At 47.6% G+C, this 25,451-nt stretch carries 20 protein-coding genes; 11 read left to right on the plus strand and 9 right to left on the minus strand.

Going from position 1 to position 25,451, the window contains the following annotated elements; translation table 11 throughout:
* The first annotated feature begins 10 nt into the window (after positions 1-10).
* The gene (locus ABT56_RS00605) at positions 11-2,647 is read left to right on the plus strand and encodes a glycosyl hydrolase family 18 protein (protein WP_157037750.1); all 2,637 of its coding nucleotides are present in this window, start codon (positions 11-13) and stop codon (positions 2,645-2,647) included.
* Positions 2,648-2,912: 265 nt separating this feature from the next.
* Here the strand turns inward: ABT56_RS00605 and ABT56_RS00610 are convergent, their stop codons facing one another.
* The gene (locus ABT56_RS00610) at positions 2,913-3,605 is read right to left on the minus strand and encodes a hypothetical protein (protein ID WP_047876907.1); all 693 of its coding nucleotides are present in this window, start codon (positions 3,603-3,605) and stop codon (positions 2,913-2,915) included.
* Between the two features lie 561 nt (positions 3,606-4,166).
* Here ABT56_RS00610 and ABT56_RS00615 point away from each other — a divergent pair.
* The 4 genes from ABT56_RS00615 to ABT56_RS23815 all read left to right on the plus strand — a co-directional run bounded on the left by ABT56_RS00615 (position 4,167) and on the right by ABT56_RS23815 (position 8,907).
* Positions 4,167-4,835, plus strand: coding sequence for a PDDEXK-like family protein (locus ABT56_RS00615; protein ID WP_053062335.1), 669 nt, complete (start codon positions 4,167-4,169; stop codon positions 4,833-4,835).
* 397 nt (positions 4,836-5,232) lie between these two features.
* The gene (locus tag ABT56_RS23810) at positions 5,233-5,400 is read left to right on the plus strand and encodes a hypothetical protein (protein WP_157037751.1); all 168 of its coding nucleotides are present in this window, start codon (positions 5,233-5,235) and stop codon (positions 5,398-5,400) included.
* Between the two features lie 1,514 nt (positions 5,401-6,914).
* Positions 6,915-8,660 carry a methyl-accepting chemotaxis protein gene (locus ABT56_RS00620; RefSeq protein ID WP_169753866.1) on the plus strand — a complete coding sequence of 582 codons (1,746 nt, stop codon included), beginning with the start codon at positions 6,915-6,917 and terminating at the stop codon, positions 8,658-8,660.
* A gap of 97 nt (positions 8,661-8,757) precedes the next feature.
* Positions 8,758-8,907, plus strand: a complete 150-nt coding sequence (locus ABT56_RS23815) for a hypothetical protein (RefSeq protein WP_157037752.1) — start codon at positions 8,758-8,760, stop codon at positions 8,905-8,907.
* Between the two features lie 48 nt (positions 8,908-8,955).
* On the opposite strand, the gene ABT56_RS00625 is transcribed toward ABT56_RS23815, so the two are convergent.
* A complete protein-coding gene (locus ABT56_RS00625; protein WP_047876909.1) occupies positions 8,956-11,190 on the minus strand; it encodes a hypothetical protein in 2,235 nt (744 codons plus the stop codon).
* Between the two features lie 216 nt (positions 11,191-11,406).
* Here ABT56_RS00625 and ABT56_RS00630 point away from each other — a divergent pair, with 216 nt between their 5' ends.
* The 5 genes from ABT56_RS00630 (at position 11,407) to ABT56_RS00650 (ending at position 16,605) form a co-directional block, all read left to right on the plus strand.
* Complete coding sequence (locus ABT56_RS00630) at positions 11,407-12,168, plus strand: uracil-DNA glycosylase family protein (RefSeq protein WP_205626043.1); 762 nt, start codon at positions 11,407-11,409, stop codon at positions 12,166-12,168.
* A gap of 339 nt (positions 12,169-12,507) precedes the next feature.
* Positions 12,508-13,314 carry an AraC family transcriptional regulator gene (locus ABT56_RS00635; protein WP_084722115.1) on the plus strand — a complete coding sequence of 269 codons (807 nt, stop codon included), beginning with the start codon at positions 12,508-12,510 and terminating at the stop codon, positions 13,312-13,314.
* Between the two features lie 67 nt (positions 13,315-13,381).
* On the plus strand, positions 13,382-14,146 hold the full coding sequence (locus ABT56_RS00640) for a transglutaminase-like domain-containing protein (RefSeq protein WP_084722116.1): 765 nt from the start codon (positions 13,382-13,384) through the stop codon (positions 14,144-14,146).
* Positions 14,147-14,585: 439 nt separating this feature from the next.
* A complete protein-coding gene (locus ABT56_RS00645) occupies positions 14,586-15,239 on the plus strand; it encodes a potassium channel family protein (protein WP_047876911.1) in 654 nt (217 codons plus the stop codon).
* A gap of 1 nt (position 15,240) precedes the next feature.
* Positions 15,241-16,605, plus strand: a complete 1,365-nt coding sequence (locus ABT56_RS00650) for a TrkH family potassium uptake protein (protein WP_047876912.1) — start codon at positions 15,241-15,243, stop codon at positions 16,603-16,605.
* Positions 16,606-16,681: 76 nt separating this feature from the next.
* Here the strand turns inward: ABT56_RS00650 and ABT56_RS00655 are convergent, their stop codons facing one another.
* The 4 genes from ABT56_RS00655 to ABT56_RS00670 all read right to left on the minus strand — a co-directional run bounded on the left by ABT56_RS00655 (position 16,682) and on the right by ABT56_RS00670 (position 21,275).
* Complete coding sequence (locus ABT56_RS00655) at positions 16,682-17,290, minus strand: hypothetical protein (protein WP_047876913.1); 609 nt, start codon at positions 17,288-17,290, stop codon at positions 16,682-16,684.
* Between the two features lie 217 nt (positions 17,291-17,507).
* A complete protein-coding gene (locus ABT56_RS00660) occupies positions 17,508-18,611 on the minus strand; it encodes a methyl-accepting chemotaxis protein (RefSeq protein ID WP_047876914.1) in 1,104 nt (367 codons plus the stop codon).
* A 257-nt stretch (positions 18,612-18,868) separates the two neighbouring features.
* A complete protein-coding gene (locus ABT56_RS00665; protein WP_047876915.1) occupies positions 18,869-20,062 on the minus strand; it encodes an acetate/propionate family kinase in 1,194 nt (397 codons plus the stop codon).
* Positions 20,063-20,390: 328 nt separating this feature from the next.
* Positions 20,391-21,275, minus strand: coding sequence for a LysR family transcriptional regulator (locus ABT56_RS00670; RefSeq protein ID WP_047876916.1), 885 nt, complete (start codon positions 21,273-21,275; stop codon positions 20,391-20,393).
* 100 nt (positions 21,276-21,375) lie between these two features.
* Here ABT56_RS00670 and ABT56_RS00675 point away from each other — a divergent pair, with 100 nt between their 5' ends.
* On the plus strand, positions 21,376-22,299 hold the full coding sequence (locus ABT56_RS00675; RefSeq protein WP_053062338.1) for a Rossmann-fold NAD(P)-binding domain-containing protein: 924 nt from the start codon (positions 21,376-21,378) through the stop codon (positions 22,297-22,299).
* 16 nt (positions 22,300-22,315) lie between these two features.
* Here ABT56_RS00675 and ABT56_RS00680 read toward each other — a convergent pair whose 3' ends face one another.
* The 3 genes from ABT56_RS00680 to ABT56_RS00690 are packed head-to-tail and all read right to left on the minus strand — an operon-like array spanning position 22,316 to position 25,450.
* Complete coding sequence (locus ABT56_RS00680) at positions 22,316-23,107, minus strand: LytR/AlgR family response regulator transcription factor (protein WP_047876917.1); 792 nt, start codon at positions 23,105-23,107, stop codon at positions 22,316-22,318.
* A complete protein-coding gene (locus tag ABT56_RS00685; protein ID WP_047876918.1) occupies positions 23,073-24,164 on the minus strand; it encodes a sensor histidine kinase in 1,092 nt (363 codons plus the stop codon). The genes ABT56_RS00680 and ABT56_RS00685 overlap by 35 nt, the downstream gene beginning before the upstream one ends.
* A complete protein-coding gene (locus ABT56_RS00690) occupies positions 24,164-25,450 on the minus strand; it encodes a hypothetical protein (RefSeq protein WP_053062339.1) in 1,287 nt (428 codons plus the stop codon). The genes ABT56_RS00685 and ABT56_RS00690 overlap by 1 nt, the downstream gene beginning before the upstream one ends.
* Position 25,451: the final 1 nt, after the last annotated feature.

Here is a 25,451-nt window from a genome sequence, read left to right on the forward strand (position 1 = left end):
AGTCATATTTATGCTTAAGCAATCTATTTTATCGTTATCAATTCTGAGTGTACTGGGCAGTGCATCCGCAATGGCGGCTGCCCCTGGTAAACCGACTATCGGATGGGGAGATTATACCTACGCGATGGTAGAGATTGATCAATCTCAAGTCGCATATGAAAAACTAGTAAAAGCCGTACATGATGAAGTCAGCATTGAAGTGACATGGGATGTCTGGTCTGGCGATGCGGCAGACACAGCTCGTGTCTTACTTGACGGCAATGTAGTCTGGGAAGGTGCTGCATCCGCTAAACGTGCGGTCTTTACGATGAAGAAAGGCGGCCGCTATGACATGGTTATCGAACTGGAAAACAAAGATGGCACCAGCCAATCGGACGCAAAATTGCTCACAATTGCTGACACCGACGGTAGCCACTTAGAGCCATTAGAAACAGTCTGGACCGAAAACAACAAACCATACGACAACAAGTCGAACAAGATTGTTGGCAGCTACTTTGTTGAGTGGGGGGTATACGGAAGAAATTACCCTATTGATCAAGTACCTACTGCCAACCTAAACCGCCTGATCTATGGCTTCGTGCCAATCTGTGGTGGCGATGGTATTAACGACTCCCTGAAGACCATTGACGGTTCATTCCAGGCACTCCAGAACGCCTGTGCCGGCCGTGAGGATTTCAAAGTAGCGATACACGATCCATGGGCAGCCATTCAGAAACCACAAAAAGGCGTTGAAGGCTGGTCAGCCCCGTACAAGGGCAACTTCGGCCAGATGATGGCAGCCAAAAAGGCCAATCCCGATCTGAAAATCCTCCCTTCTATCGGCGGCTGGACATTGTCAGACCCATTCTTCTTCATGCATGATGACGCAAAGCGCCATACTTTCGTTGAATCCGTACGAGAGTACCTGCAAACGTGGAAGTTCTTCGACGGTGTCGACATCGATTACGAATTCCCTGGCGGCGGGGCTGCCAACCCGAACCTGGGCAATAAAGAACTCGACGGAAAGACGTACGTATTGCTCATGAAAGAGCTGCGGGCAATGCTTGATGAGCTGGGTGAGAAGAATGGCCGCTACTATGAGCTGACCTCTGCGATTAGTGTCGGTTGGGATAAGATCGCGGTGGTAGATTATGCTGAAGCAGCACAATACATGGACAATATCTACCTGATGTCTTACGACTTCTACGGTGCTTGGGACAACAACGCATTGAACCACCAAACGGCGCTGCACAAGTCGAGCATGAACACGGTTGAGTCGGAATCCGCCTACTATACATCGCGCGGCGTAGAGCTTCTGCTAGAGCAGGGTGTACCAGCAAGCAAATTGGTTGTCGGTGCCGCTGCATACGGCCGCGGTTGGACGGGTGTCCGAAATTACACCGATGGCAACCCGTTCACCGGTACCGCATCTGGCCCGATCAAGGGAACATGGGAAAACGGTGTCGTCGATTATCGTGATATTGTGAACAACCATACGCAGGCGCAGGGATTTGAATACGGCTACGATGAGGCTGCGGAAGCACCTTACCTGTTCAACAAATCAACAGGTGACTTGATCACTTACGATGACCCTCGCTCAGTGAAGGCAAAAGCTAATTACGTCACCGAGCAAGGCATGGGCGGGATCTTCCACTGGGAAATGGATGCCGACAATGGTGATCTTGTCAACGCCATGCACGAAGGGCTTGGGCATGGTGATACACCGACAACCCCAGAGCCGAACCGCGCTCCTGTAGCAAGAGCCGGTGCAGATAAAACCGTTACCGGCCCGGTAAGTGTCGTCTTGGACGGTTCGCTATCTTCTGATTTCGAAGGCGAAAAACTGACCTTCAAATGGACTCAGACCAGCGGGGATAGCATCACTATCAGCAACAACCTGTCTGCCAAAGCGACCATTGAGCTCCCAGCAACAGACAGTGATAAGGCATACAACTTCATGCTGACAGTCGCAGATCCCGAAGGAGCATCATCAACGGATACGGTTGTTGTCACCAACAAGGCGGAAATCCTAAACCACGCACCGACAATTAGCATCTCCCCGATGACCAATGTCAACGAGAATGCTCAATTCACATTAACTGCCGATGCACATGATGCTGATGGCGATGCGCTTGAGTATACATGGGATATTCCATCGGAGTTCGTGCTGGTTAACGGTGGCTACGACAAGACCGTAACACTCACTGCCCCAGAAGTGGCACAGGATACTAAATTCGATATCCATGTGAGCGTAAATGACGGTGAGGACTCAGCGTCTACTACCACTGCTGTCTATGTCAAGAATATTGATGACAACGGTAACGGTGGTAACGGTGGTGATGACAACCAGTGCGAGTCATCGGATTCTGACGCCGCAAACTACCCAGCCTGGGACGCCTCAATTGCCTACACAACAGAAACCGTTAGCCACAATGGTCTCGTTTACAAAGCTAAATGGTGGGTTCAGGGCTCTGAGCCATCGCCAAGCAACGAAGCTTGGGAGCTGATCTCCAATGTAGAATTACCATGGTCTACAGGAATCGCATATAACGGAACCGATCAGGTCAACCATAACGGTTCACGCTGGCAGGCCAAATGGTGGACAAAAGGTGACGAGCCGGGTTCCGCTGATGTTTGGATGAATGTTGGCCCTGCATCCTGTGAATAAAAGCAGTGGCAACGATCATCATCTGCATACTCGATGATCGCTGTAACCGCGCAGAGATATTTTTACTATACAACGATGCTGCATAAGCGAAATCGATTGTAGTTTAAAGACTCTCTTAATTCTAAACAACGGCCCAAGATTATTAAAATCTTGGGCCGTTTCTATTATAAACAAGAACGACCAATAGATATCTCCCATACTCATCATTTCTCATTGTAATTATACTAAGTATGGAAGGCCGCTTATTAAACGGCCTTATATAATATTATGGACGAGGTAAATTATGAATAACGGTAGCTTGGTAACAGTAGTTATCACCAGGCTCCCGATCAGACATCACGGATACGGTATGCTGGCCACCGTAGTAGACATCCTGATTACATAGGAATTTTTCACCAGAGTTGGATTCCAAAAAGAAATTAACCTTATCCTCATACTTAAACAATCCATTATTCGATGTATAGTTTATGGTTTCATGAGTATTTGGCGTAAGCGCTCGACTCTGGGCTTTTATTTCTCCTGTAGCAATGTTTTCCACATAGAGGGTTAGCGTTTCTCCTTCTGGCCTTCTTGTATCAGAATGGTAAATACCGAGATTTACAGCATGATATGGCTTCTGGACATGCTCAATACACTCGCCATACTTATATTCAAATACTCGATTGCTGCCGGAAATGACATTATCAGCACAAACCTTCGCCTCTCCGTATTGGTCAATAAACCCTACGCTGTAACTGCTTCCTTTTTTAATGCCCAAATTTTTCAATAATGTAGAAGATGCATCATGACTAACACGACTGTTAACAATCCATCCTAACTGTGAATCTGGAGCAAATTCACCTCTATTTTTAACAGCTGAATAAACAGGGGTTGAACTATAATTCACAAAAACAATACTGTCAGCAAATGCACTTGTGGAAATCAAAGCAACCAATGGCAAAAGGGAACATTTTTTCATTTGAAAATACCTATAAAGCATAACATAGAAAACAGGTTGCATACATTATGATTAAAAGCATTTTTCTGACAGTAAATAAATGTAACTAAATGTTACACAGCAAAATAACTCACCAGAAATATTCAATAAAAATAAATTTTTTCCCAAGAATATATTTCACCATATATGGCTCTTTATGGATACACTCCCAATCAATACAGTTAACATGAATATCGAAAAGAAAGTACCATATAAAAACAGGTTATAGATCTTCATCCAAAAACCATAAGTATTCAAAAATATGAATTTATTTTTATTGATCTAAACACCACCAATAAAACCACATCAAAATATATTCAGTTCAAAATTTAACATAATATAAAACCCATTTATAGATTCCATTAAATTTTATTGCAATAATTCATGTACCTTTATACCAATGGTAAGATTTATTTTTATCAGGTTTACGGCAGCCTCCTAATTTCCTAACTTCTCTCTATTATTAAATCTTTGATCTGATTCACTTAAATGTGTGATGATATCTGGTTATAATTCCATTAAATGCATTTACAACAAATACATATGACTCATTCTGTGTCCGAAGCTGATGTATCAGCCAATTTCCTACAACTCCCCTATCTTCTACGTGACAAATATCAAAGCCTTCCCGGTTTCAACCTATTTAGCGTACTAAGAGGGAACAGCGACGAAGTCCGGCTCCACTCCCGCTTTATTGCCGAACTGCTAAACCCGGCGGGTAGCCATAACATGGGGAACACTTTCTTGCGGCACTTTCTGAAAACACTGGGGATAGATAACTTTGATTGTCAGTGTGAGTGCTCCGTTGAGAAAGAATGGGGCAATATCGATATCCTTATCCGTAACCAGCACAACCAAGCCATTATTATCGAGAATAAAATTTACGCCGAAGATCAAGAGGAACAACTCTTTCGCTATTACCGTTCGATAAAAAGCCGCCAAGTCACAGACGACAATATTCACCTAATCTACTTGACTCTTGATGGAAAGGAACCAACGACACAGAGCTTGGGAAATATCCCAAAGTCATTCATCAATTCAGGGAATTACCAGTTACTCAGCTATGCCGGGCGGATGCAGGTATGGTTGAAGAACTGTCAAAAAGACGCAGTTAATTCTCCCGCTTTGCGTGAAAACATCGGCCAATATATAGAACTAATCCAGAATATTACCCATACAGGGCAAAATGAGCGCTACATGAGCGCTACATGAGCGAACTATAAGAATCGATCCCAAAAGAACTAACAACCAGCCCCCCTCTCTACTTGATGATATCTTGCAGGCTAAAAAAGTCTCCATGACGAAACACTCCGCCTATTGACGAGGAAAATTGAAACCAAAGTGGCTGATAAAATATCAGCAAAAATTGAATCAAGCTCATCCTCTCATGAGAATACGGAGAGTTGTGTTGATCGTGGATATTTCGGCGTCTGGTTCTACCCAGACGAAAACGATAATCGCTATTGCGTTGGCGTAGAGACCTATCGCGGCTCTCTTTATCTGGGAGCCTCCTGCCTAAAGGATACGTATCCAGATCTTCATACGGCTATCTCCAGCTGGCTCGCTGAACACAAGACCAGATCTAGAACACGCAAGACAGACAAAATACATGCCAAAATGGAAATATCACCATGATCCTATCATTCTCCTTGAATCCAGTGATCATGTTGTCAAACAATTACTAGATGATGGATATACGGAAAAACTAGCCAGTGATCTTACCGAAGATATTGCCCTGTATATCAATCGTCACTCCGGCAAACACTGGCCGTTTTAAAGCAAGCTCAACAGGCCGCTTCGCCCGCGCCTACAACTAATTGTCGCCGCCCCTCGTTGCTGGCAACAATGACAAGATAAAACACAAAAGGCCTGAGCAATTCAGGCCTTTTTATTGGTTGCTCTATCTACCCAATTCGCATTGAGCTTTGTTGCGTTCTTCTCTTGCCGTCACAATCCCCTCATACATCCATCTCATACCACACACTATTTGGTCATGCGTAGCCATGTATAAGCGCTTCCCTGCGCGCATGACTCCCTTTTCTTTCTACACGTCACGGTCATATTAACCGCAAAAAAATCCCGCCGAGTCCGTCTTAACCAAGCGGGAAAATGTACAGGTTTTTATGGTTACTTCTCTTTATTATCCATTTTAAAAAGGGCCTTCATCGTCCAGCCTCTTATTTTTTTTTAACGTAGCAACACTCTCTCAGGCTGTCAGACAGCTTGCCAAAAATATTGATCGTTTTGAAATCAACATTCACCGCGCTCAATGCCGTTAAAATATTTTTATCTGGTGACTATTTTCCTTCCAACACCGGAATAGACAATACCAATCTATCCTGATATAAAACTCAAGGATAAACTTTCTGCCCTGTTACGTTGACAGTGAAATAAGCCATATTTGAAAATTGATATTTATAGCCACCAATTAAATAAGCACTTATCTACCTCTGAATATAAAATGAATATTGTAATAATAAATTAAATCCCAACTCTATGGATAACAACAATTTTCCCTTTGTACTCATTTTTTCACCACGATGAGTAAACATGCTGAATGTCCGGCAGATTATACGCAAATAGAATGATATGAATGAGACGAAGATCATGCTTTCTTGCGTCAATTTCCCACTCAATTTTTAGATATGAGTCAAAAAATCAACACTTTTTGACTAATTATCTTTGCTATTGCTGCTTATTTTTCATCATAACAACATTCACAACCGCTTAGATATTTGGTTAATTATTCGGCAAACAGTTACCTCACCAACCACCAGTCAAAATCAAACATATGAAAACAAAGTAAAAAACAGAAAATAGCAAAATAACCATCCTGAGAAATGGCAATCTATCGCCTTTTCATGAAAAAAATTTCATACCATCATTAATTTCAATTATTCAATCGAATAAAAAAATAACCGAATAACTCAACTCATTATTAAAAATATCAAAATTGAAGCAACGTGACTAACTTCAAGTAATCACACCTCATCATTAATTTAATTTGACTTACATTGATAATAATAAAATCATATTTCACGTTAGTCATATTTGTAACCTGTTACTAACTCATAATAACTTATCCGTTAAGGTATAAGTTATCTTCCAATCCACGATAACATATGTTGATTTCGTGATAAGCCGTACCTTATTCGTGAGTAACATAAGATGAAACTAAGTACAAAAATAACGATATCCTTCACTTCATTTTTTATCATTTCATTTGCATTAATTACCAGTATCAATCTATCAAACTTTAGTGGGTCATCCATTGCTAATTATGACAGCAAGATGCAGTCTCAATCACATATGCTTTCGTCGGTCATAACACAATACACAGAACGTTATTTTGATATCTTAAGCACTGCCAGTATCAACGTTGACACAGCTGACAACAGCAGCATCCAGTCGGTGATGAAACAACTCTCTGATATCCAGAACAACTCATCCATATCCAATGTCTATATTGCGATGAAAAATGGTGGCGTGATAACCAAGAATGGGTTTGATATAAATAAAAACGCAGCAGGAAAAGCATGGTTCGATGATGTCATCAATGGCGTGACTAAACGTTCATTTACCGAAGCATACCAAGATGAATTCACCAAAAAATGGATTATCACATTCAGTATCCCGCTCTACGACGCACAGAACCACATCTATGCCGTGGCTGCGGCCGATCTTCGCTTGGACGAGTTCAACTCCTTTGTACTCTCCAGCGTGGACAGCGACCAAATTGATGTCTACCTGACCCAAAGCGGCAGTGTTATCGCCAGCGGTGACAGCAGCATGCTCCACACTAATATCTACACCGATTACCCTGAATACCAAAATCAATCAGGAAGGATCAGTTACTCGGGCAAGCAAGGCGAAATCATCGCCTATATCACCAATGCCAGCCATTTAGGCTTCAGCGTCGCCAACTATGAATATCTGGCCACCATCGAAAAAGAAAGCAACGACAACTTCACCATGGGGATCGGAATCCTGTGCGGGGCGAGCATTATCGCCATGTTCTTATGCCAGATATTTGTCAGAAAATATATTTATGCCCCGATTGGCGGCGAGCCCAATGAAATTAACCATCTCGTCAAGAACATTTCAAACGGGATCCTGACGGATATTCCACCGCTGCGCACCGAGGACATTGGCGTATACCGCTCAACCTTGATCATGGCGAACAACATCAAGGAAATCATCAGCAGCATCAACAACTGTTCAACAGAGTTATATGGCTCATCAAAACAGATTGCCGATTCGTCGACTGAGGCCGATCGCTCCTCCCACCACCAACTTGCAGAGTTGGAACATGTCGTGACGGCGATCAACGAAATGCTGGCCACTATCACCGAGGTGTCGCAACATGCCAACCTCACATCGAAATCGTCCAACGAGGCACACCTTAGCGCGACAGATGGACTCAACCTGGTGGGGGAGATGAATGACAGTATTCAATTGCTCGTCAACAATCTCAACGACATACAAGCCGCAATCAATATCGTGCAGCAGGAAACCGAGAATGTGGGCGGGATCCTCGATGTGATCCGCGGGATAGCCGACCAAACCAACTTGCTGGCACTCAATGCCGCCATCGAAGCGGCTAGAGCCGGCGAGCACGGCCGCGGGTTTGCCGTGGTGGCAGACGAAGTACGATCACTCGCCACCAAAACCCAGCAGAGTACCGACGAAATACAAACGATGATCCTAAGGCTTCAAGAACAAGTCCAACATTCCGTTCACCTGATGGAAAACAACACCCGAGGGGCTCAAGGGACATTATCCAAATCCGATGAAGCCGCCCAAACCCTTACGCTAATCGAACAAGAGATCCGCCAAATCCAAGACATGAACATTCAGATAGCCACCGCAACGGAGGAGCAATCTCATGTGACTCAGGAAATCAACAAGAATGTCTATAACATCAATGATATATCCCAAGAGGCTGCGGCGGCGATCACCCAAAATAGAGTCCAGGCCGAGCACCTAGAATCACTGGCCATTGAATTGGGTAACTCCATTCTTAAATTCAAGATGTAAAGCAGTCCTAACGAGCCCGCCATGACCAAGCATGGCGGGCTCGCCGGGAATAACGGCACAATTGGCAACCACACGAGATAGACCATGAACATAGAGCATGATTGAGTTTGATGACTTTTACGCCATAATCGCCAGTGAGGTGATTGAAATCGTAGAGGCGAGTGTGCGCTTCAACGGCGACATTATTCTTGGCTGGATGAAAGCAAACCAAGCCACCAGCACATATGGGATTGTGGCGGTTGATTAATCCCATAACGCAGGATGTCTTACAAATGTAAAACATGAACTCTAAGAGTTAATCTTGAGGTTCAACAAGTTGGTAGAGCTTGTCAAACAAAGGCTCATAATGCGCATTCATTAAATCAGTCTTTTGGGATTGCACCGCCTGATCTGAAAAAGATGACGTATAAAGATAGCAGTCAGTAAAGAGCTTCTCGGCTAACGGGACGATAGCAGCCAAGACTTTTGTATTCGATGCCCGCTCTGCCTTGGAAATCAAGCTAGAGAGTGCCTGACCTATCCCGACAAAAAAAGACTCCACCGACTCCGACGCCTGTTCAACATACTTATCTCTGATTTCTGGTAGACGGGAGAGACTGTTGGCATGACATCCCAGCATTGTTGCCAATGCCGACTCATCCTCCTCGGCGACCTGAATCGCCAGCGGTAGGAGCGTTCGATAATCTAGTGCTTTATCCCATTGATGAAGCGCGGCAAAATCATCCACAGCTTGTCTGGCATAACGCCGTATCACGGCAAGGTTAAAATCCGTCCTTTGCTGGTTAAATTCATATTCCGACAGTAAATCATACATATCCAGCACATCATCAAGATACCCTGACGGCAGCATAGGATGAGCGATCATCGCAGCCAGTTCGCAATATTGAAGATAGATAGTGTGGTTATCAACGATATGATGCAACTTGTTTAACTGAACGAGCAGCTGACGCTCATCAAATTGCTGGCAATATTCCTGCAATGAGAACAACAACGGCCTGTTTTTTTTCACGTACTGACGATGCTTTACCTTTCCTACACTTTCATTCATTTGATAAATAAACAACTCGATATAACGACGGTGGCAAGCCCGAGATGCGGCCGTTATGCGCCGTGAAAAACTGAGATTGCCTATCTCTTCAAGCTGTTTGCTGAGTTGCTCCGCCTGCCGACTGACTTCTCCATCAGGATGTAGTGGTTGCCCACTGAATTGGTTAATAAACCCATGCCCTTCGTAGCAAAGTGTACTAATCTGCTCCTCACGCGCCGTTCTTTCTTTTAGGTAACGCTCAATAGACAACTGGGCCTTGCAATCTGCACCGATAATCAGTTTTTCGATTCGAATCGCCCTCATCCCACCAATCTCTGGTAACCTCGCACGACATTCGGACAATCGTTCTCTGATTTGCACCATGCTGCTTTCGTCGATACCAACCCGTCGTATTTTCCGTATTTCGCCAAGCGACCGACGGATTAACGTCAGATCTTTCACTTCGGACTTATACCGCCGATTGAATTCAGCTTGAAGCAATTCATTACGCACCTCTGCCAGATACGCCTTCGCTTGTTGCAGTTGGCACGCCGTCTCTACGCCATACGGAAGCCGCTGACAAGGATCCAAGATGAGATCATGCATACTCATCAGCCTGTTATGATAACTCGTCATGAGCGTACCTAGGTTATCGTCAACAACAAAGCTCGGATAGATAACGTCGAGATATAACTCACCCTCACTGTCACTTTTTTCCAGCGCAGATTCGGACAACTCAAAAGCATTGAACTGTGCCCCTTCACAAGTGATGGATTCCAGCGTCATCTCGTCATGATAATTAGCACCATAGAGTAAAAGATGAAATGTCGAACGATTCTCCTCTCTGCATTCCGGGCTAAACAGCCATACGAGGTTATAACCGAGCTTACGGTAGAATTTTTGCCGCTCAACGGCCGTCTCCGGATGTAACCACCAACGGGTAAGTTCAAAAACCCAATGATTACCATCCCGATCTCGGCAATATATATCAGGCTGTCGACGAATATTGAGCGTATGCTCGGTACTAAAAATATAGCGTTCCGTCGCGACTGAATCCGGCTCGATTCTTGGGTCGAGGGCCAATATATTTGCAACCCGCTCTTTGTTCTGCATGTGCCATTCTCCCTCAGCACGAAAGATGCGGTTGTATAATCGGCATTGCTCACGGTTAGGATTGCAGAAAAAACATCCCTCGGCCTTCTGTTTGTTCTCTGGAGATTTAGTGTTGTGCCTAAAATGCAAACACTGCCTTCTCCCCTGTCCTCCGGCAAGATATACCGCCCCCCGACACTGTGCACACCGGTAATGCTGGCTATTTTCGGCGATCTGACTGCGAATGATCCCATTCGCCATATCCGAACCTCGATAAATATTTGCAATCAGGCGTTTAGCCGCAATAGGCCTCGCGTAATCACTGACCAGAATTTCCCAGCCCTCATCAAAATCATTTATTCCCACAGCCACCACTCCGTGCTCGATACCAACAAAAATTTGGTGCCACATATCCTATGCAGCTTCATACTCATTATGCAACATAAGGTGTATTGTTTCGATTTATGTGGCCAGTCGTGATCTATTTTCCATCGATGAAAAAGCAGGGCACACGAACAACAACACATATCGCTTTTCCGATACTCATTGCTGTAAAGTGTTACGACAACAGGCTGAAATCCGTACGTAATCACCGTATTTTCAAAATAACAAAGAGAAGAATATCAAGTGTTATCTCAACTTATTAAACCAATAACAGCATTGCAGTTCCCATTAAAGGAAATGCCTAGTTCATTGTTACTAAATAAAGACAAATCAATTGAGATGTATTACGCACCATTTGATCATGTGAATACAGCAGCAAAAATTGTCATTTGTGGAATAACGCCAGGACTACAACAAGCGGAAATCGCACTACAGGAAGCACATCGACAATTAAGTACCAACAAGCCTTTGCCTATTGTTAGCCAATCAGCCAAAGAAACCGCCAGTTTCGCCGGCCCCATGCGTAAAAATCTTATACGAATGCTAAATCATATCGGGTTGCAACATCGGTTAGGCGTAAATGACTGCGAAGAACTATTCACGATCAGGAAGGACTTAGTACATTACACCTCAGCTCTACGTTATCCCGTGTTTGTGAATGGTAAAAATTACAGTGGGCGCACGCCGAAGATGTTAGGAACGCCATTGCTTCGAGAAGCAATAGAGCAATACCTTGGGGAAGAGCTACGTCAATTGTCTTCAGAGACATTATACGTCCCCTTAGGCGATTCAGTAGCAGACGTGCTTTTCTTCATGGCTGAGAGCGGATATATCAAGCGCGAGCAAATCTTAGCTGGTATGCCTCACCCATCGGGGGCTAATGCTGAACGAATAGCATTCTTTTTAGGTGAAAAATCCAGAGAGAACCTATCAGATAAAACAAATCCTGAAATTATCTTAAGTAAAAAACAACAACTGCTATCAGTATTAGGTTACGCAGTTTGATGATGAATGAAATACAAGCAGGAGATATCCCTGCTTGTATTCATTATTTACTATAAGAACTTTCTATACCTGTTCAATAAAGATATGAATACACCTAAGCAACACCAACGCAGTCATAACCCTCAATAGATACAGTGATAGTAAAATTTCCTATCGTAGCTCCCAAAAACAATCCGAACCAAAACTGACAACCTATCCCTAAAACATATCGCCGGAAATTAAAGTACCTCCGCTTTCAGACATATCCATTATGTATATTGAGCTCGCTCGGGGATATCGCTACTATGGATTGAACAATTTTCAACCAGCGATAGCTGAACAACAAGTAGGTAGACAAGGATGCAGTCAGACGCCTCGGCCACACCCGCGATAGTGGCTTCCCCCGCGACATGGAACAGCGCGGAAACGAAAAACGAAATCCCCTCTCCTCCCCAATCAAGGTGCGAACCTTTCAGCCATATTTCACCTGGGCTGGTGATTGCCTTTGGCAAGAGCATCGATGCCAAACCCCATCGCCATACACTATGGCAGCTCTGCCTGCCAACTCTATCTGCCGAGCTCAACGGCCAGCCTTTCGATAAGGCTAAGGTTATCCCCCCAGATCAGAGCCATCAACTCCAAATGGAACAGGGCTGGATCATTCTGGCGGAGCCAGAGAGCCGGGTCGGTGCAGCGATCAGCCAACTGCCGACAGAATTTGCCGGCCAACCGAATCGTACCCTCGGTGGGCTCTACCATGCCCTCGCGGCACAGCCCGAATTGGTCAACGCACTCAAACAACAGGGCTATACCATCAGCGATTCGAGGATCAGAAAATTGCAGGCCCAACTTGACAGTTGCCTATCTGGCCACTGTCTAAAACCGGATAAATGGCGGGCCAAGGAAATCGCCGACTGGCTGGCCTTGTCAGAAAGCCGCTTTCTCCATCTCGCCCGCGAGCAACTGGGCATAGCCTGGCGCCCTTATCTACTCTGGCGACGTCTGCTCTGTGCCGTTAGGGCAATAAAAAACGGAGCGAATACCACTCAGGCGGCCCACCTTGCCGGCTTCAGTGATGCGGCGCACCTAAGCAGAACCCTCAAGCGTACCTTTGGCATGACCAGCAGCGAGCTGCTCGCCAGTTTCACCCTGAATAAGAACAAATAGCCAGTTTGTTCAATACCGCCCCCCTTTCCTGTTGATACCGTAAGCGTACCAACAGGGAGGATACACCATGAGCATACCAACAGCCCCCAGAACAGCGGATTCCAACATACCCGCGCCAGCCGAGCACCCACGGCTACTCCTGCCGACCCCTATGATCGACTACAACCATCCAGCCATATCACAACTTATCGAGAATAAGGGGTGGCGTGCACTAGACACGGCAACAGCTCTTCGCGAAGCCTATAATTTCGTCCGCGACGATATATTATTTGGCTATAACAGTGACGATACCCTACCTGCCAGCCAAGTTCTCAAAGACGGCTACGGGCAATGCAACACCAAAGGTACCCTCCTTATGGCTTTGTTGCGCAGCCTCGCCATACAATGCCGCTTCCATGGCTTTACCATCTACAATGCACTCCAGCGCGGGGCAATCCCTGACTACATTATGCCGCTTGCCCCCAAAAAGATTTTGCATAGCTGGATAGAGGTCAAACTGGAGGGGCGATGGCTTAACCTTGAGGGATTTATCATCGATACGCCATTTCTCGAACAGGTTCAGCGAGCCCACCCCGGTACGCGTATATTCAGTGGCTATGGTATCAGCGTTGCATGCCTGCAAAACCCGCCGAATATCTTTACCGGCAGTGATACCTATATCCAAGCGCAAGGCATTGCTGATGACCTCGGGGTATTCAATGACCCTGACAGCTTTTTCTCGCGCTACGGCAGCAACACCCGCGGACTCAAACATATCGCCTACCGCTGGCTGATCCGCCATTTAATCAACCGCCATGTAGATAAAGTGCGCCGCACAGGGGTCGATAATTAACCACCACAGTCATCTCCAGCCTGCCGCAACATCACGGCAGGCGATCCAATTCACACTGTAAATCGCTATCAACGCTGCATATTTCTATCTTGGAATAAAAAATAAAAATCAATAAAAACAAAATTTTAATTATTTACCCTCTTTCATTTATGCATATTACTCGCCCAAATCCGCCTTCAATATGGCAATCCTAAATTGCAAATTTAAAGCGCGTTCTGCACGGTGGCCTCTGCTAGAGTGAGACCGTGATGTAGCGCACAATTTTAGGGGCGAATCCCGCCGCGCTCTCAAACAACGAGAAAACAACCTATCAGTTGCAGGAATACACCGTGACTACCTAGCCCTCCCGGCACACCACATAACGACATGACACCACGGTATTGCCAGTGGTGGCTTACTGTCACTATCTATCAAACCAAACTATTCAAGGTACTTATCCATGGCGCATTTTACCGTCATTGGCTTGGGGCGTTTTGGTGTCGCCGCCAGCCTAGAGTTGATCCACCTCGGCCATACTGTTACCGGCGTCGACTGCGACCCGAAAATTGCCGAAAAATATACTGAAGACTTTACCGAAATGGTGATCTGCGATGCCACCGACGAGTGTGCACTGCGTGAAATGGATCTGGGCAACAGCGAAGCCGTCCTGATCGCTATTGGCGAAGACATGCAGGCAAGCCTGCTCACCACCCTTGCCCTGAAGAACAGTGGCGTAAACAATATCTGGGTAAAAGCCAGCACCAAGGCCCACCATACCATCGTCTCCAAGCTAGGGGTTTCGCGTATCATCCACCCGGAGGAGGAAATGGGGATCCGGGTCGCCCAATCGCTCAACTACCCGATGGTCAACAATTACCTGTCGATTGGCCACGGCCTGCACGTCGTCGAGATTCCCATCCAAGCCTGCCTCAACGAGGTGACGCTGAACCAACTGCTGGGGGATATCAGCGACAATATCGAGCCGCTGCTGGTCAAACGCGATCAGGAAACCTTCACCCAGCTAAGTGGTGATTTTGTACTGCAAACCAATGATATCCTGTTATTGTGCGGCACCCGGGCCGAATTGAAATACCTCGCCCCAAGGTTGGTGTAACATGGTTTTGTGGCATCCCTCTGTCTCGCCGCTTGAGCGCAAGACCAATGCCGCCAAGAAGATCACAGGGGCGCCGCCCCTGATTCTGGCGGGCAGCTTCCTTGCCCTGATCTTGCTTGGCACCTGCTTGCTTAAGCTTCCTTTTGCCACAGCGGCACCACTAAGTTGGTCACAAAGCCTGTTTACTGCAACTTCCGCCGTCACCGTTACCGGACTGTCGGTGGTTGATACCGGTACCGTGTTCACCACGTTCGGCCAAACCGTCATCGCCCTGCTAATCCAGTGCGGCGGGTTGGGGCTGATGACCTTTGCCATCGTGACCCTGATCTCGCTGGGCGGCAAAATCGGCTTCCTCGAGCGCACTGTGGCCAAAGAGGCATTCAACCAAACCGATACATCGACCCTTGCCTCTACCGCCAAGAACGTGCTGGCCTATGCCCTGTTCGTCGAAAGCATCGGAATGGTTATTCTGGCGGCCTACTGGAGTCCCGAGCTCGGGTGGAAGACCAGCTTGTTCCACGGGTTCTTCTATACCATCAGCGCCTTCAACAATGCCGGCTTCGCCCTCAGCGCCGACAACCTGATGCCCTATGTGGAAGATCCGGTGGTCAACCTGACGATTACGGGGTTGTTCATCGTTGGCGGGCTGGGCTTCTCGGTATGGATCGACCTGCACCGCAACCGACGCTGGTCAAAACTGACGCCCTACAGCAAAATGATGATAACCGGCACCGTCTTGCTCAACCTGTTCGCCGTCATCGCCATTTACATGATTGAGTACAACAACCCACATACCCTGGCGCATCTCTCCGAGCACGGGAAATGGCTGGCGGCCTGGTTTCAGGCAGTAAGCCCCCGCACAGCGGGTTTTAATACCCTGCCGATAGACCAACTCGAAGATGCCACAACAACCCTCATCATGACCCTGATGTTTATCGGCGGCGGCTCGCTAAGCACCGCCAGCGGGATCAAGGTGGTGACTTTCATGGTGATGATTCTGGCAACTTACGGGTACCTACGCCGGGACGAAGCGATCTTCGTGTTCAAACGCGAAATCCCGCGCGAAACCGTCAGCAAGGCACTGGCCCTTACCATGATTTCGGTCGTGGTGAGCTGGCTGGCCATTTTCGGCCTGCTCCTGTCCGAAAAGGCCCCGATGCTCGATATCATGTTCGAAGCCCTGTCAGCGTTAGGAACCGTCGGCCTGTCACGCGGACTAACCCCGAACCTGACGCCTGCCGGCGAGACCATCATCATCATACTGATGTTTATCGGCCGGGTCGGCCCGCTGACCCTCGCCTATTTCCTCGCCAGCCCCCGGGCACGCAAGCTACGCTATCCGGAGACCAAACTGGCCATTGGCTAGATGCGACCTGTTGCTCAGAGACAAAAAACCGCCTTTTGGCGGTTTTTTTTATGGATATACAATCACAGTAGCAACGTCACAGCTTCTCCATTGAAAAACGATCGGCCCCTTTCATTGACGCCCGGCAGACATTCTCCCCACTGCTGTTCTGGATATAGGTATAGACTCTACCGCCGCCCTGACGCAAGACATCGATAACTTCATCAATCTCACGATAAATATAATAAGAATATTCTTTGCGGTCATACCTTTTACGCAGTATCACCAGATTAGCCAGTGCGAATTCATCCTCGCATGACTTCACATCAGACAATGAGGCATCAGGCAAACGCACTGTGTTGATGATAAACAGCGGCTCAATCTTGGACTCGAGCCCCATTGAATCATAAATATCAGAAACTTGCCCAAGGGACAGCCATGCCTCTTCTTGTTCATACTCTGAAATATAGAAATAATCCCCGATGTAAATTCCCACCAACAACATGGCCACAACATAACGCTGTATTTTCTTTTTCTTCTCTGGCTGCTTGAAGCCAACCGCTGCCATCACGATAGCTACAAGAATCATCCAATAATCTTCAATAAAATAACCTACGGTTGCCAACCTGTAGTTCAAATTATCGACCAAGAAAGCGCTCAATATAGCGATGAGCAAAACACCCAAAACAACGTATCTTTTTTTCATAAAGAACCATGTGGATAAATAATAAAAACGGCAATGCCAATAAAAAAGCAAGATAATACAGCAGGAAAAGTACCATAGTTATCTCCGATATCTTTGACCGACATTAACGTTCCTTGCAATATTCCGACGCCTCACCCAAACAGATCATGCCTTCATCACATAAAAAAACCGCCCTGAACATAGGCTCAGGGCGGTTTTTTCTGCATTCTAAAAGTAGTTAACGCTTAAGCTGTTTAACCTGCGCGATTTCCCCTTCCAGATCATTAAGCAGGTCTATCACGCTATCTGCCGCCTCTTCCATCTGGGCAAGACAGTGCATCCCCTCTGCTTGATTCCCCTCGGCAAATGCCTGCAATGCTTTACGGCCATAGGTATGCACATCGGCATGCGGACGCTCTAGCTGCTGATACGAACGGCATCCCGAGAATAGCTGCTTGCCGCGGCCCTGATAATACCAGTTGCCCAAGCGACAACGGTGGTGATCGACCACCTCCTGGCTATTGAAGCTCTGCTGGCTAAGGCGCTGGTAAATGCTGACTTTCCATACCACGTGATCAATTTGAACCAGACGGAGAAATATCGAGGTATAGCTCATATCAACCAATCGATACAGCTCTTCGGATTTAAGGATCAGCGAACTGACAATCATGATCAGCTCTTCGATACTGTCGTGCAATTGAGTACACTGAGTCTCGATGAACTTTGAGCTCTGGTAACAAGTTTGAGTGTTACCGCTAATCTCACCCACCACATTTTGGATCTGGCTGGCCGCATCGCTGGCATTCTGGGCCAACTTGCGTACCTCATCGGCAACAACGGCAAATCCCCGTCCATGATCACCTGCACGGGCAGCCTCAATGGCCGCGTTGAGCGCCAGAAGGTTAGTCTGCTCTGATACATTATTAATCGTGACAATAAACTTGCCGATATCGTCAGAATTCAACTTCAATACTTCGAGTGAGTCCCCACTCGATTGGATCTGCCCAATAAGCTGATTGAGGGTATCGCGGAACATATTCAAGATGGCAATACCATCTTTGTTGTCAGACACATGCTGATCAAGATTAAGCGCAAGGTTCTCAGCCGCGCTGGCAATGTTGCTTCGGATATATTCGAGCGGCGAAACGGATTTGAGCAGCTTGTTCATAAACTCATCTTTGATTGCAACGGATAACTCCAATTGCTCAACGTGCTGCTGCGTTTCGCTAATCGTCGTGATTAATCGCTCGTTCTCTTTCCGTTGTTCATCTAACTGAGCACTTAATGTATCTATTACGGCATTGTTACCGTCTTTATTCTTATTGAAGGCGAAACTGAACATATTCGACAACCATTTTACCTATCGGACAGTGGCGATCATTATCAGGGTAACTTCGCCAAACAACTTAAAAACATTAATAAACAATACAATATGCAGCGTATATACCCTGCGCAAAACAGCGCGTATTGTATTGACAAACATACCTAAAAGCTATTTTTTGTATTCACAAATGAGATAATTCTGAGGGATTAAGCACAAAAAAACCGCCGGTATGATACCGGCGGTTACGTATGGGGTTAATGGATTTCTTGCCGCTATTAAGCGTGCAGCAGCTCCATTGATTCCTTGGCGATTACCCACTCTTCATTAGTTGGGATAACCATCGCCACAGGCGTGTTAGGCTTGGTAATAATACCGCGGTTGCCAAAACGTGCCGCTGCGTTAGCGTCTTCATCTTCGCGGTAACCGAAGATCTTCAGATTCTCTAGGATCTTGCTACGGATTGGCTGTGAGTTCTCACCAATACCCGCAGTGAAGATAATCGCGTCAAGCTCATCCAGTGCAACCATGTAAGAGCCGATGTACTTGGCAACACGGTAGCAGAACAGTTCGAATGCCAGTGTCGCGCCTTCGTGGCCGTTTTCCATCGCTTCGATGATGCCGCGGCAGTCGCTTGTCAGGCCAGATACGCCCAACAGGCCAGATTTCTTGTTCAGCTCATCAAACACAGCTTCCTGAGACCAGCCTTTCTTCAGCAGGAACTCAATGATACTTGGGTCAAGGTCACCACAACGTGTACCCATCATCAGGCCCGCCAGCGGGGTGAAGCCCATGCTGGTATCGACACTCTTGCCGTTCTTGATTGCACACACTGACGCGCCGTTACCAAGGTGGACAGAGATGAAGTTGCTTTCGTCAATTGGCTTGTTAACCATTTTCGCAGCTTCACGGCTTACGTAGTAGTGGCTAGTACCGTGGAAACCGTAACGACGGATACCGTAATCTTTGTACAGCTTCTGTGAGATAGCGCCAGTGTACGCTTTCGCCGGCATAGTCTGGTGGAAAGCCGTATCGAATACTGCGTACTGAGACAGGTTAGGGAACGCCTTGATTGACGCGCGCATACCGATAACGTGAGCTGGGTTGTGCAGCGGAGCAAGATCGCTCAGCTTTTCAATTTCTTCCAGTACTGTATCGTCGATTTTCACTGTCTTGGTAAACTTCTCGCCGCCATGTACAACTCGGTGACCGATAGCAACGATATCCTGCTTCATGCCCAGCTCGTCAAGCAGCATTACGATGCGATCAACAGCCTGCTGGTGGTGGTTGCCTTCAGCTTCAAGATGATATTCGTGCTTCTCGCCATCAATCTTCCAGCTCACTACCGCTTCTGGTAGACCGAAACATTCACCCAAACCGCTCAGGGTTGCTTCACCGCTTACGGTATCGATTAGGGCAAACTTCAGGGAAGAACTGCCGGAGTTGATTACAAGTACTAGAGAATTGCTCATGGTTATCTCATCAGAATATTTGTTGGCTTTGAAACAGCGTGCTGTTCCGTGAACACGTCTATTTGGTCCAGTGACCTTAGCCAGAAGAAGATGTGTGGAGCAGCATTTTCTTCTGATTTATATTTTATGGTTACATTATTCAATTTTTTTTGAATAACTCAACTTTTGTTTCGAGAAAAAAACAAAAAATTGAAATTTCACTGGTTGAGATCAAGATAAGCGCAACGAAAACGTTTAAATGCGTTTATTTATTCACCAAAGTACAAAATTCAGCCCATAATTTTTGATGTATTAAAAAAATTGCATAAGCATCTAAATTTCCATGAGATTAACAGCGATGAAACCACGCCCTCAAAAAGGTCATTAAACACTGAATACGTCGATTTACCCGAACGTCATGATGACTCACCAGCCACCAGATTGTTTTGGGCAGCGGGGTCCCCGGCAACACCGGCACAAGCTCCGGGTAGCGCCTTGCAACACAGTCAAACATCACTGCAATCCCCGCCTTGGCGCGCGCCAATTCAACCTGCATCTTGTAACTATCCGTACGAAAACAGAAGTTCGACTTGGTCACCTTGCCACCGATCTCCGAAGCCGCCCGAGTATAGAAATCAAATTGATCATAGCCTATCAAGTGGTAGCCTTCATGGTGCATGGCATCCATGTCTGCCGGAGTCCCCATCTCTGCCAGATAATCACGATGAGCATAAAACCCAAGCGCTTCTTCATGCAGATAACTCACCACCAAATCAGGCTGGGTCGGCTTTTCGCGCGAAATCAACAAATCAGCCTCGCGCTTATTCAGATTGACGGCCTTGTTCTCTACCAACAATTCCACATCAATTTCAGGATGCGCCTCACGAAATGCCGTCAGCGCATCGGGCAAAAAATAAAATGCGGCAATTTCCCCAACAGCCAGACGAACATGCCCTTCATGACTGTTCTTGCAGGCCACCACTTGCTGCTTGAACCCCTCGACTCCCTTTGCGGCTTGCCGGGCTGTTTCAAGTAAAATCTCACCGTTGTCTGTCAGCTTCAGCCCGTGTGACGAACGGTCAAACAGGTTAAAGCCCACTTTCTGTTCTAAGGCGACGATCTGGCGGCTGACGGTCGGCTGCGACATCCCCAAAGCCAAGGCTGCGGCCGACATACTCCCTTCTTCAGCAACGGCTAAAAATACCCGAATACTATCCCATTCCATGTTATGCATTATCAAATACCTGCTATGCCGTTTTGTCTATTTACTATAAACGTAAAAAGCACTTAACTTATTGATATTGAGTTTGATATGAATCGCAAGGTTGAAGGTAATGATGAGAAGAGCCCTTGTTCTTGGTGCCGAATATGAAATGGGCAACCTGATCAGTAAGGCTTTATCACAATACAACTGGTATGTGGTGGCGGCAATCGACGACCCACAACATACGGTCGCCTTGCATTCCGACATGACCCTCGCCGAACTGGGTGAGAAAGATGTCGAGCTCTTAGAACAACTAATACAAGATGTCGATACAGTCTTCCTGCACTTGCCCGATCCGTCACTGGGCGGGCAAGTGATTTTTTCACTCGACACGGTATTGGCCCTGATCATCAAACACGGCCGTCACCTGATGCTGACGACCAATCATTACGAGCACCAATATTCACGCCTGTCCAAGCTACTTTTTTGGAAAGCCACGTCACCTATCACAACCGCTCTCCCCCATAAGCTGACCCGCCAGCTCAACGCGGCCGCCGACGCTGGTGCCAGTATAAGCGTGATGTGTTGCGGGCACAGCCTTAGCTGTGCCCGCCCACAAAGTTACCTAGGTATGTTCATAAAGGAAAACGACAATAGTCTGACCCTGCAATCTCCCGGCCCGTTTGGCCAACGTCATTATTGGACATACTTACCCGACTTTGCGGAGAATATCGTCCATCAACTCTCCACCCAAAAAACGCATCATACCCAATTAGAAGTCAGCTATTACCCGGGCCACCTGGTCAGCATCCAAGATATCGCCCGTAGCCTCGCGCTTTCCTGCGGCAAGCCGGTTAATGTCACCCAGCTCAGCTGGGGACTTATTGAGGCCATATCTCTATTCTCTCCGGTATTTCGCGGCTTGGCCCATATGCGTAGCGTCTGGCAATGTGGACAGACCATTCCATCCTCAAATCTGCTGCCACAGCAATATCTGTTCGTCCATACACCACTGGAAATTGCGGTACAGCAAAGTTGGCGGCAAGATCAGTAATCAACCCTAGCCTGAATTACATACCTTTGAACAGTGACTGTGCACGGCGGCTTACGGGTAATTTCGTACCATTAACCCGAACACTCATCCGGCCGGTAAAATCCTTGCTGACTTTCTCGATAGCCTCGACATTGACCAATGTCGAACGGTGAATTTGCCAAAATTGCTGGGGATCTATTTGCTCCAGCAGCTCCTTGAGCGGGGTACGGATCACATACTCTTCCACGGGCCCACCGGCCTTTCCCACAAATACCGAAACATACTTGTCCTCGGCTTTAAAGTAACGAATATCGCCCACCGCCAGCAGGTGGATATCCTCCCCCCTTACCGCCTTCACCCATTTGAGGTATTGGCACGGGTTTGGCGCAGACAGCCTACTTAGCTCGTCCAGCAGGGTATTCACGCCTGCTGGAACATCGGCAGAACGCCGCATCCTAAGCTGACTGCGCAGCTTGTCGCACGTTTTCTCAAGCCGTGCCTCCGATACCGGTTTGAGGACATAGTCCACAACGTCATGCTCAAAAGCCCCTACCGCATAATCACTGTAAGCGGTCGTAAAGACGACCAACGGCGGGGATCCGAGCTGCAGCACTTTTCTGGCTACGCCCATGCCATCGAGCTCAGGCATCCGAATATCAAGGAACATCACATCGGGTTGATATTGGCAAGCGGCCTCCCAGGCCTGTTGGCCATTGCGAGCCTGGCACACAATCTCAAGCTCGGGCCATACCTCGGCCAATGCCTTGTTCAGGTGGTGCAGCAACAATGGTTCATCATCGGCAATGACTGCCGTTGCGCGCTCGTTCATCCCTGTTCTCCTTTTCCACCAATGCATCCAGTGCGCCGCGCTCAATCCAAATCTCAGCCACCACGCCAGCCGGGGTATTGCCTCTGATTTGCAACCCGGCACCGCAGCCAAACAAGACCTCAAGGCGATGACGGATATTTTCCAATCCCACCCCGTGTCCAATATGCTGTGACTGACCGCCCAAACCGATGCCATTGTCGCTAATACGCATCACTAACCGACGGTCTTGCTCACAGATATCTACCGTTATCTGCCCACCGTCGGCAAGCGGTTCTATCCCGTGCAAGACGGCATTCTCAACCAAGGGCTGCAATAACAGCGGGGGGATCAACCAGCTATCACCAACCCCACTATTGCTGACAGTATAAGCTAACCGGCTGCCCAGCCGTATTTGCTGGATCGCAAGATAGGCACTGGCCAATGCAGTTTCATGCTCAACGGTGACCAACCTCGCACGGTTGGCACTGAGCGTTGCCCGCAGCAACTCCGTCAGCTTGGTCAGCATGATCTTGGCAGTCTCGCGGTCATAGTCGATCAGGGCACTAATATTGGCCAAGGTATTAAACAGGAAATGAGGTTCTATCTGACTCTGGAGCATTTTCAGCTCACTTAACACCAACGTTTTTTCCTGCTCGCTCTGCTGACGGCGAGCTTGCTCCAACGCCCTTTCCGCCACAAATTTCTGCTCTCTGACATAAAAAAAATAAAAGCAAAAGACGGTAAACAGAAAACCCAACAACATGACTGACTTCATGGCTTCCCACTCTTGAACGCCAGTCCCCGTCCAGAGCATGGCCAGAAGGCTTCCGAGAATCATCGCACTCAACAGCACAAGTACCAGCAACTGCCGGTACTGCAAGCCGGAAAATACACGTTGAAAAACCCAGGCACTGCCCAAGGCACTGTAGCCATAGCCCAGACTGATCGCCAAATGCTCGACATAACTCGATGGCCAGATCAGCCACGTCACAACGGCTATCACCACACAAATCACTGATGTTTGGATCAGCGAGTGACGCCAACTGTAATGCGCCAGATCCTCTGCCCTATCACTCATCACAACCTCCCTTTGATATTCAAAAACAGCTGCTGTCGTTCGGGCAGCATCCGGTACGCACTGTCTGCCGGGCCACCAAACCAACGCACAGCCAGTTCCACGCCAAGTCGCATCGACCCGGTATCTTTCACGGTATAATCAAGCCAACCGGTCACCACATGCCCGCTATCTTCCGGGGTGTAGAGAAGATCAATCTTCGGCGTCAAGGATTCCGGCCAAATCCCGCCATACCCACCGTTGGGGTCAAGCTGCCAGTGGAGCAGCAAATTATGTTGCCGTAAATTTACCGCTTCGAAACCATGGGCAAAGCTCATCCGGATATCCCCTTTTCCACGTCCCATATTGGCCAAAGCCGCCCCGGCTCGCGCCCATTCGCTATGACTCCAAGCCCGGCCGTCATACCAATACTCCGCAATCACCTGATGCCCGTTACTGGCAGTCCATGTTGCCCCAATCAAGGACTGTAGCGCATCACGGCCTTCACCCAATGTTACCCCGCCCCCAGCCATTACCGGCTGCTGGTAGCGCTGGTAATGGCGCTGGTAAAGAGCCGAACCGTGGAAAGACCAAGCCATACCGGCTACAGTGGTAAACCCGAGACCAAGCAAGCCATGCCGGACATCGTCATAATAGGCAATGAATTGGTACTCACTATCACCTTCTAGCCGGTAATGACGGCCACCAACTCCCCGCTGCTCTGACGCTTCCTCCAAGGGACTACCCGACTGGCTGTTCCACGAGGAATCGCTATACAGCCAACTCCATTCCCCCAGCCCGTCAAAATAGGACACCGCCGCGACACCGGCCCCTTCTTCGACCGCGATCCCGACAGGGTTACGACGATATGGCTTGATCACATCAAGCGGACGGTAACCGTACCCTACTCCCCAGTCGAGGCGCACCTTGCCAAACGTGAGATCCAGAGGCAGATCAAAAACAGAAACCGACTCTTGCCAAAACAGCTCCCGAATCACCCACTCAGCCTCAGCATCCCCACCTTGATCATCGTTCCATGCCACCAGCCGATTTCCCTTGAGGGCAAATAGCCCCAACCAGCGGCGGTATTGCCATTGCAGATCCAGCAGCGCGTCAACCTGTGCACTCTCATCCTCCAGATCGGAATACTGGTTGGCACCGGAGATATGGTGATAGCCAGCACTTACCATCCAGTCCCATTCGAGCTGCCAGTCATCCGGCTGCCCCTTTGCCGGCTTAGGCAGCAGCAAAAACAACGCCACCAACAGGCACAACGAGACTCGCAGCCTTACCGCTGCCATATCAATCATG

The sequence above is a fragment of the Photobacterium aquae genome, assembly GCF_001029445.1.
GTDB lineage: Bacteria > Pseudomonadota > Gammaproteobacteria > Enterobacterales > Vibrionaceae > Photobacterium > Photobacterium aquae.

Bases quoted from the DNA above. Each gene is read 5' to 3' on its own strand.
- ABT56_RS00605 (WP_157037750.1), top strand. From the start codon at position 11: ATGCTTAAGCAATCTATTTTATCGTTATCAATTCTGAGTGTACTGGGC.
- ABT56_RS00610 (WP_047876907.1), bottom strand. From the start codon at position 3,605: ATGAAAAAATGTTCCCTTTTGCCATTGGTTGCTTTGATTTCCACAAGT.
- ABT56_RS00615 (WP_053062335.1), top strand. From the start codon at position 4,167: ATGACTCATTCTGTGTCCGAAGCTGATGTATCAGCCAATTTCCTACAA.
- ABT56_RS23810 (WP_157037751.1), top strand. From the start codon at position 5,233: ATGCCAAAATGGAAATATCACCATGATCCTATCATTCTCCTTGAATCC.
- ABT56_RS00620 (WP_169753866.1), top strand. From the start codon at position 6,915: ATGCAGTCTCAATCACATATGCTTTCGTCGGTCATAACACAATACACA.
- ABT56_RS23815 (WP_157037752.1), top strand. From the start codon at position 8,758: ATGATTGAGTTTGATGACTTTTACGCCATAATCGCCAGTGAGGTGATT.
- ABT56_RS00625 (WP_047876909.1), bottom strand. From the start codon at position 11,190: ATGTGGCACCAAATTTTTGTTGGTATCGAGCACGGAGTGGTGGCTGTG.
- ABT56_RS00635 (WP_084722115.1), top strand. From the start codon at position 12,508: ATGCAGTCAGACGCCTCGGCCACACCCGCGATAGTGGCTTCCCCCGCG.
- ABT56_RS00640 (WP_084722116.1), top strand. From the start codon at position 13,382: ATGAGCATACCAACAGCCCCCAGAACAGCGGATTCCAACATACCCGCG.
- ABT56_RS00645 (WP_047876911.1), top strand. From the start codon at position 14,586: ATGGCGCATTTTACCGTCATTGGCTTGGGGCGTTTTGGTGTCGCCGCC.
- ABT56_RS00650 (WP_047876912.1), top strand. From the start codon at position 15,241: ATGGTTTTGTGGCATCCCTCTGTCTCGCCGCTTGAGCGCAAGACCAAT.
- ABT56_RS00655 (WP_047876913.1), bottom strand. From the start codon at position 17,290: ATGAAAAAAAGATACGTTGTTTTGGGTGTTTTGCTCATCGCTATATTG.
- ABT56_RS00660 (WP_047876914.1), bottom strand. From the start codon at position 18,611: ATGTTCAGTTTCGCCTTCAATAAGAATAAAGACGGTAACAATGCCGTA.
- ABT56_RS00665 (WP_047876915.1), bottom strand. From the start codon at position 20,062: ATGAGCAATTCTCTAGTACTTGTAATCAACTCCGGCAGTTCTTCCCTG.
- ABT56_RS00670 (WP_047876916.1), bottom strand. From the start codon at position 21,275: ATGCATAACATGGAATGGGATAGTATTCGGGTATTTTTAGCCGTTGCT.
- ABT56_RS00675 (WP_053062338.1), top strand. From the start codon at position 21,376: ATGATGAGAAGAGCCCTTGTTCTTGGTGCCGAATATGAAATGGGCAAC.
- ABT56_RS00680 (WP_047876917.1), bottom strand. From the start codon at position 23,107: ATGAACGAGCGCGCAACGGCAGTCATTGCCGATGATGAACCATTGTTG.
- ABT56_RS00685 (WP_047876918.1), bottom strand. From the start codon at position 24,164: ATGAGTGATAGGGCAGAGGATCTGGCGCATTACAGTTGGCGTCACTCG.
- ABT56_RS00690 (WP_053062339.1), bottom strand. From the start codon at position 25,450: ATGATTGATATGGCAGCGGTAAGGCTGCGAGTCTCGTTGTGCCTGTTG.